Annotated in this window: 7 protein-coding genes; 1 reads left to right on the top strand and 6 read right to left on the bottom strand. The window is 65.6% G+C overall.

The genetic code is table 11. The annotated features are described in order from the left end of the window. Nucleotides 1-58: 58 nt before the first annotated feature. The 3 genes from EN949_RS30760 to EN949_RS30750 form a co-directional block, all read right to left on the bottom strand. Nucleotides 59-1,072 carry a substrate-binding domain-containing protein gene (locus EN949_RS30760; RefSeq protein WP_013530992.1) on the bottom strand — a complete coding sequence of 338 codons (1,014 nt, stop codon included), beginning with the start codon at nt 1,070-1,072 and terminating at the stop codon, nt 59-61. Nucleotides 1,073-1,175: 103 nt separating this feature from the next. Further along, complete coding sequence (locus EN949_RS30755; RefSeq protein ID WP_013530991.1) at nt 1,176-2,084, bottom strand: sugar phosphate isomerase/epimerase; 909 nt, start codon at nt 2,082-2,084, stop codon at nt 1,176-1,178. Beyond that, nucleotides 2,081-3,112 (bottom strand): Gfo/Idh/MocA family oxidoreductase, encoded by a 1,032-nt coding sequence (locus EN949_RS30750; RefSeq protein ID WP_127366918.1) that lies wholly within the window; start codon nt 3,110-3,112, stop codon nt 2,081-2,083. Before EN949_RS30750 ends, EN949_RS30755 begins: the two co-directional genes overlap by 4 nt. 196 nt (nt 3,113-3,308) lie before the next feature. On the opposite strand from EN949_RS30750, the gene EN949_RS30745 reads away from it, so the two are divergent. Continuing rightward, entirely contained in the window at nt 3,309-4,334 is a 1,026-nt protein-coding gene (locus EN949_RS30745) for a LacI family DNA-binding transcriptional regulator (RefSeq protein ID WP_063168292.1), read from the top strand. Nucleotides 4,335-4,518: 184 nt separating this feature from the next. Here the strand turns inward: EN949_RS30745 and EN949_RS30740 are convergent, their stop codons facing one another. The 3 genes from EN949_RS30740 to EN949_RS30730 all read right to left on the bottom strand — a co-directional run. Then, nucleotides 4,519-4,833, bottom strand: coding sequence for a hypothetical protein (locus tag EN949_RS30740; protein ID WP_013530988.1), 315 nt, complete (start codon nt 4,831-4,833; stop codon nt 4,519-4,521). Between the two features lie 119 nt (nt 4,834-4,952). Beyond that, nucleotides 4,953-6,506, bottom strand: coding sequence for a trimethylamine methyltransferase family protein (locus EN949_RS30735; RefSeq protein ID WP_063168293.1), 1,554 nt, complete (start codon nt 6,504-6,506; stop codon nt 4,953-4,955). Between the two features lie 12 nt (nt 6,507-6,518). Continuing rightward, nucleotides 6,519-7,464: aminomethyltransferase family protein (locus tag EN949_RS30730; RefSeq protein ID WP_164782590.1), on the bottom strand; the 946-nt coding region annotated here is incomplete at its 5' end.

Genomic DNA, 7,464 nt, shown 5'->3' with positions numbered 1-7,464 from the left:
GTCGTCGCCAGCGGTCCCGCCGGCCGGGGCCTGAGATCCCGGCCGGCGGCTTGGGAGGTCAGCGCAGCGCCTGCTTGGCGAGCTCAGCGACGATCTCGTAATTTTCGGGCGTGACGAAGCCGGCGCCGGTGTCGACATTCATCGGCGCCAGCCCCAGCACAACCTGCTGGCAGAGGCTGAGGATCGGCAGATAGCCCTGCAGGAACGGCTGCTGGTCGGCGGTCAATTGCACCCAGCCGCCCTTGAAACCCTCGACGATCTGCGGGCTGGTGTCGAAGCCGAAATTGAAGATCTCGCCCGCCTTGCGTCCGGCCGCCTGCATATAGGTCGAGACATTGCCGAGCATCTGCCCGCCGGGATAGCCGACCGCCTTGACGTCGGGATTGTTGAGCAGCGCCGCGGTGATCACCGGAATGGCCAGGTTGGGATCGGACGCCCATTCGCCGCTCGGCGGTGAGGACAACTGGATGACCTCGACGCCGGCTTCCTTGAGCGCCGCCACCGTGCCACGTTCGCGCGCGCCGCGACTTTCGTTTTCGAACGGACCGATCATGATCGCCTTGTCGCCGGCCTTCAGCTTGCCCAGTTTGAACGCCTCGGCGCCGAGCGCGCGGCCCTGCTGTTCCTGCTGGGCGCCGACATAGCCGCCGCCGAACGCTTCCACCACCTTCGGCACAGGCACGTTCTGGTACATCATCTTGATGCCATCCTTGTGCGCCTGTTCGGCGAGCGGCATGATCGATGCGTCGCCCGGATGGCCCATCATGGCGATGCCGTTGGGCTTGACCGCGACGGCCTCGCGCAGTTGCTGAACCATCTTTTCGATGTCCCACTGGGAGAAGATGTAGTCGACCTTCGGCCCCAGATCGGCCTCTGCCTGCTTGGCGCCATTGTAGACGATGGTGCCGAAAGCGTCGCCCTCGGCGCCGCCGACGAAGAAACGGATGTGGACGTCCTTGCACCATTTGGCGTCGAGCGCCTGCGCGGGCAAGGTGGAGATCGCAGCGGCAAGCACCGTGGCGGCGGCCACGACGGTCGAGCGCAGAACTGTCCTTCTCATCGTCATGCTCATGCACTTATCCTCCCTTTTTGTCCTCGCAAGCGAGGGGTTTCGACATTCGCTTCGGCAATGTGCGTTGCAGACATCCCGGCCGGCTCCTCCCGCCGGCCGATCCTCACATCGGGTTCGGCAGGTAGCTGGCCCCTCCCCGGCATTGTTTGAGATATTCCAGCGCCCGCACCTGGCCGGTGATCTCGAGGTCGCCGCGATAGACCGGGTCGTGCCAACCTTCGATATCGATGGCCCCCTTGTAGCCGGCCAGCCGCAATTCGCTGATCACCCGCGTCCAGTCGCTGTCGCCGAAGCCCGGCGTTCGCATTTGCACGAAGGGCAGCCGGCCGAACACGCCATGCTCGCGGATGACATCCCAGCGCACCGTCGCGTCCTTGCCGTGGACGTGGAAGATGCGCGGCGCCCATTTGCGGATCTGCGGCATCGGATCGATCAGATAGACGAGCTGGTGGCAGGGCTCCCATTCCAGCCCGAGATTGTCGTCCGGCACTTCGTTGAACATCAGCTCCCAGGCGTCCGGATTGTGGGCGATGTTCCAGTCGCCGGCGGCCCAGTTGCCGTCCATCGCGCAGTTCTCGAAGGCGATGCGCACGCCCTTGTCGGCGGCGCGTCTGGCCAGCGGTCCCCAGACCTCCTTGAAGCGCGGCAGGCTGTCGGTCAGCTTCTTGCCGCGCAGGCGGCCGGTGAAGCCGCTGACCATCGAGGTGCCGAACAGATGCGCATTGTCGATGACCGTCTCCCAGGCCTTGAGCACGCCGCGATCGACCTCGCCGTCTTCCAGCGGATTGCCGAACACGCCGAGCGAGGACACGGTGACGTCGGCATCGCCGATCGCCTCGCGGATCTGGCCGGCCAGCCGCGGCAAATCCTTGCCGCCAAGCGTCTGCCAGAAGAAGGGCTGGATGCTCTCGAAGCCGAGCGGCAGGATCTGCTTGATGTAAGCCGCCGGGTCGTCGAGATTGGCCCGCACCATGGTGCCGATCCGGATGTCGAGAAGCGGGTTCGGCGTCATTGTGCTTCCTCTGCGATTGTCACGCGGCGGCCGGTCTCGGCGCTTTCGATGGCGCCAAAAACCATGGCCAGGCTCTTGATGTTGTCGCCGCCGCGCGTTTCCGGCTCGGTGCCGGTCTCGATGGCGTGCATGAAATCCTGGAGAATGCCGAGATGGCCGCCGACGCGATCGGACGCATCGAGCGGCGGCACCTCGATCGGCTGGGTTTTGTCGAACATTCCCTCGCGGCCCGGCATCACTGCTTCTGCCCTCAAATCGTCATGACCGTCCCAGATGAGGCTGCCGCGCTCGGCAACGATGCGCCATGCACTTTCCCAACTGGTGCGGAAGCCGGCCGCGCACCAGCTGCCGGCGTAGGTGAAGACCTTGCCGTCGCCGAGATCGAAGACGGCGCTGGCCGAAGATCCCTGCCTGTACCAGGAACTGGCCGGCTCCCATTCCTGGCAATAGACGCCGGCCGGCTCGCCATTCACCATGTAGCGAGCGGCGTCGAAGGTGTGGATCGCCATGTCGAGCAGCAGCACATGGGTCATCTCCTCGCGAAAACCGCCGAAATGCGGCGCGACGAAGAAGTCGGCGTGGATGCTGGTCGGCGCACCGATGGCGCCGGAGTCCAGGAACCTCCGGATGCGCCTGACATTGGCGACATAGCGGCGGTTCTGCACGACCGCATGGATGCGCCCGGCGCGGCGCGCGGCCTCGACGATGGCGCGCGCATTTTCCGGACTGTCGGCGAGCGGCTTTTCCGTCAGCAGATGGCAATTGTGCGCAAAGGCGGACAGCGCGACCGCGCGCCGGGCGGCGGGAACCACGACATCGAACACCGCTTGCGGTTTGATCTGATCGAGGACGGCGTCGAGATTGCTGCCGATGACGGCATTGGTGAGGCCGTATTCTTGCGCCCTCGCCCGTGCCCTGTCGGCATCGAGATCCACAAGGCCGACAATGGCGAGCCCGTCGACTTGCTGCGCGGCATCGAGCCAGGCCTTGCTCATCGCTCCGCAACCGACCAGGACGGCATTGATCATCCGGCGCTCCTCCTCCGCTCGGTCCCTCCAGACCGATCGTCACGGCATCCACGGCATGACCGTAAACGTTTTTCCGTAAACGTTTACGAGAACACACCCGAAGGCGTAGAATGTCAATTGGCCGCTCGTGAAAATCGTCCTGTCGCCTTGGCCTGAGCGGCTACCGGTGCTAGCCAAGCAAGGGGAGTACAGTCACTTGGCATCCAGCATTCATGACCTTGCCCGTCACCTGAACATTTCGATCGGCACGGTGTCGCGGGCGCTGAACGGCCGCGCCGACGTCAATGCCGACACGCGCCAGCGCGTGCTCGAGGCGGCCAGGACGCTCAACTATTCGCCGAACCAGTCCGGCCGCAGTCTGCGGCAAGGCGCCACCCATTCGATCGCCTTCATGCTGCAGCCGCATCCGGGCGACCAGCAATATGGCGAGCCGTTCTTCATTCCGTTCCTGATCGGGCTGCAGGCCAGGCTTGCGGAAAGCGGGCTCGACCTGACCGTGGTCATGGGCGCGCCGGGCGACTACCAGCAGGAGCGCCTGCGCCGCGTCGTCGAGACGCGCCGCGCCGATGCGGTGCTGCTGGCCTGGACGCGGCGCGAGGATGAACGCATCGACTATCTCACCCAGGCCGGCTTTCCCTTCGCCACGCTCGGCCGCAGCCGCTCCGGAACCAAGTCCTACCCTTCCCTCGACCTCGATTTCGAGAAGGCCGGCGCCGACGCGGTCGACCGCCTCGTGGCGCGCGGCCACCGCCGCATCGCCGCCGTCCGCCCGTCGCTCGACCTTAATTTCGGCTATCTGTTTTTGGTCGGCTATCGCAAGGCCTTGCGGCGGCACGGCATCGAGGTAGACCCCGAGCTGATCGCGTCCGGCTTCATCAACGAGGCCGGCGGCTACGGGGTGACGCCGCAGGTGATGCGCTCCAAGGCTCCGCCGACCGCCATCATCTTCAACAATGACGCGATGGCGCTGGGCGGCTGCAAGGCGCTGGCAGAGATGGGTATCAGGCCGGGTCACGACATGGCAGTGACCGTCATCGTCGACACGCCGCTCTGCCGCTATTTCTCGCCAGCCCTGACCGCCTTCCGCCCGGCGCTGGAGCCGATGGGACAACGGCTCGCGGAAATGCTGCTGGCGTCGCTTCCCGCCTTCGCCGGCCCGGAGGGTCCGCGGATCATCCGCGAGGTCTGGCCGCTGGAACTGGTCGCGCGCGACAGCGATTAATCGCAGCAGCAGGACCTGGCGAATTTGTCAAACGCTGAGCCAGGGTGTGTTGAGATTCAGGTCAGGCCGAGCCGAAAATGATGGCTTTTGAGAACCGGAGCGGAGCGGACATTCGGGTCCGTGAGCACCGGAAGCGCAGAAAGCCGTCGTTTGCAGGCCGGCCTCACCTGAATATCGACATACCCTAGTCCACCTTCTTCTCGCCCCGCTCCCCGGCCTTGACGATGTCGCCCGTGGTGAACAGGATTTCCTTCAGTTCCGCGCGCCAGTCCTTCTTCTGGCGCAGCAGGAATTCGAGATCCATGCCGAAATGCTTGAACTCCTCGCCCTGCGCGTTCTTCATGATGGCGCGCGCCTGCGGGTCCTTCTCCACCGACATGCGCTGTTCGTACCAGCTGATCGCTTCCGCCTCCTCGATCAGCGAGGTGATCATGCGGGCAAAGGTCCGCACCTCCTGCGACAGTTCTTCAGGCGGTTCGTGATACTGGTCGAAACCCATGTCGTCCTCCCCTCAAACAGCACACCGGTGCGCAGTGCACCGGCCGCAGCCTTGAATGCGCGGGAGGCGCTATAGGTTCCGGATCACGCCACAACCAGGGCGATCAGCGGGAGCCAGCCTCAAGACACCGGCGCTGCTCCGCCCTCTGCCGTGCGCCGCGCGATGAACTCGTCCAGCACGCCTGATGTGGCGACGGCCGAGGTCGGCGGCGCGAAATCGGCAAGCACCCGCCTCCAGACGCCGGTGGCGCGCTCGCTCGCCGTCTTCGAGCCGCTTTGCGTCCAGTTGCCGAAATTCGACCAGTCGGCCACCAGCGGTTCATAGAAGGCGGTGCGATAGCGCGCCATGGTGTGGCCGGCCGAGAAGAAATGCCCGCCCGGCTGCACCTCGGCGATAGCTTCGAAACCAATCGTGTCGGTGTCGCCGGGCGTCGCAGCACAAAGTTCAGCCACCGTCTGCAGCGCCTCGATGTCGGTGATCAGTTTCTCGAAGGAGACACTGAGGCCGCCCTCCAGCCAGCCGGCAGCATGGATGCACATCGTCGCCCCGGCCAGCACCGAGCCCCACAGCGCGAACTGCGTCTCGTGCGCGGCCTGTGCGTCGGAGATGTTGGCCGCACTGCCGCCGCCGGACCGCCAAGGCAGCCCGGTGAAGCGCGCCAGTTGGCCGGCGCCCAGCGTCGCCTTGACGTGCTCGGGCGTGCCGAAGGCGGGCGCGCCGGATTTCATGTCGACATTGGAGGAGAACGAGCCGTAGACGACCGGCGCACCCGGCCTCACGATCTGCGCCAGCGTCAGCCCGGCCAGCGCTTCGGCATGCTGCAGCGTCAGCGCGCCGGCGACCGTTATCGGCGCCATGGCGCCCGCCAGGCAGAACGGCGTGATGACGGAGACCTGCCCCGCGCGAGCGAAATCGATGATGCCTTGCGCCATCGGAATGTCGAGCTGACGCGGCGAGTTGGTGTTGATGACGGTGTAGCAATGCGCGCTTGCCAGAAACTCCTCTTCCGACAAGCCGCGCGCCAGCCGCAGCATCTCGAACCCGTCCTCGACTTGCGGCGTTCCGCGCGCGAAGACGAACGGGAGCTTGTCCGACAGCGTCAACTGCGCGCGGTTGACGGCATAGTGCCGAAAGCGGTTGTCGACATCCTGCGGTTCGATGCAGGGCCCCAGCATATGCAGCACATCGAAATGCTGCACCAGCCGCATCAGATCCTCGAAATCCGCCAGTGTTCCCGGCCGCCGGCCGCGCTCGAGATCGGTGACGTTCGGCGCCCCGCACCCGGCCAGGAAGGTCATCGAGCCGAGCTCCAGCGTCAGATCGCGGGCGCGCGAACCGGCGTAAGCGTGGATCGACTTCGGCGCCGAGGCGAGTGCCGCCGTCACCATGTCACGGCCGATGCGCACCATGTCGGTGTCTGGATCGACCAGGGCGCCGGCATTGGCAAAATGCTCACGCGCTTGCGGCAGCAGCACCTTGATGCCGAGCTCTTCCAGCACCCGCAGCGCCGTGTCGTGGATCGAAGCCGCCTGGTCGTCCGAAAAGATCGGCTGCGGCAGGAACGGGTTCTTCAGCGAATGGTAATTGGGACGGCGGCTGCTTTCGCTACCGGCCTCGCCCGTGCGTCCACGCCGGCGCTCGCGCCTGCCGTCCCGTGCCGCGTCATCGACCATCGGAAATCCTCCTCATTGCCGCATTGCCTTGCCCAGGGGATCGTAGGGCGAGGCCGCGACGACACGCGCCGGCCGTTCCTCACCCACGACATGCACGGAGAGCGCGGTGCCCTCGCCCGCGAAATCGCGGTCGACCAGAGCCAGCGCCAGGCTCTTGCCGACCGTATAGCCATAGCCGCCCGAGGTGACGAAGCCGACGCGTCGGCCCTGATGCCAGACAGGCTCAAAACCGCTGGCATCGGCGTCGAGCGCATCGATTTCCAGCGTCACCAGGCATTGGCCGCTGCCGGCCTCCCGCTGTTTCAACGCTGCTTCGCGGCCGATGAAGTCGCTCTTGCCGAAAGCGATGAAGCGGTCGAGACCGGTCTGGCCCGGCGTATAGCCTTGCGTGAATTCACGCGACCAGATGCCAAAGCTCTTCTCCAGCCGCAGCGCATTGAGCGCATAGTAGCCGATTTCAGCAAGGCCCAGATCCTCGCCCGCAGCCAGCAGCGTGTCGCGCAACGTGGCGTGCATGGTCACGGGGCAACTGATTTCGAAGCCGAGTTCGCCCGCGATCGACAGCCGCGCCACACGTGCCTGCACCATACCGATGTCGAATGCGCCACAGGCCATGAACGGCAATGCTGCGCCGGAAACATCCTGATGCGTCGTGCGCTCCAGAATCTCCCGCGCATTCGGCCCCGTGAGCAGGAAGCCGCTCATCGTGTCGGAGAGGTCGGCGATGGTGACGCCCTCCGCCGCATGGCTCTCGAACCAGCGCATATGGAATTCCCGGAGATAGTAGGAGCCCATCAGCCAATAAGAGCCGCCGCCCCAGTTGAAGACGGTGAGGTCGCCCTTCAGCCGTCCGTCATGGCCGAGCATCGGCGCCAGGCCGGCCCGCCCCGCCTTCGGCAATCGGCAGGCGAGCAGCCGGTCGAGCCACGCCTCCGCACCCAGCCCCGACACCGCATAG

Source organism: Mesorhizobium sp. M7A.F.Ca.US.007.01.2.1, assembly GCF_003998165.1.
GTDB classification, from domain to species: domain Bacteria; phylum Pseudomonadota; class Alphaproteobacteria; order Rhizobiales; family Rhizobiaceae; genus Mesorhizobium; species Mesorhizobium ciceri.
This window is presented reverse-complemented; position numbering and strand designations above follow the sequence as displayed.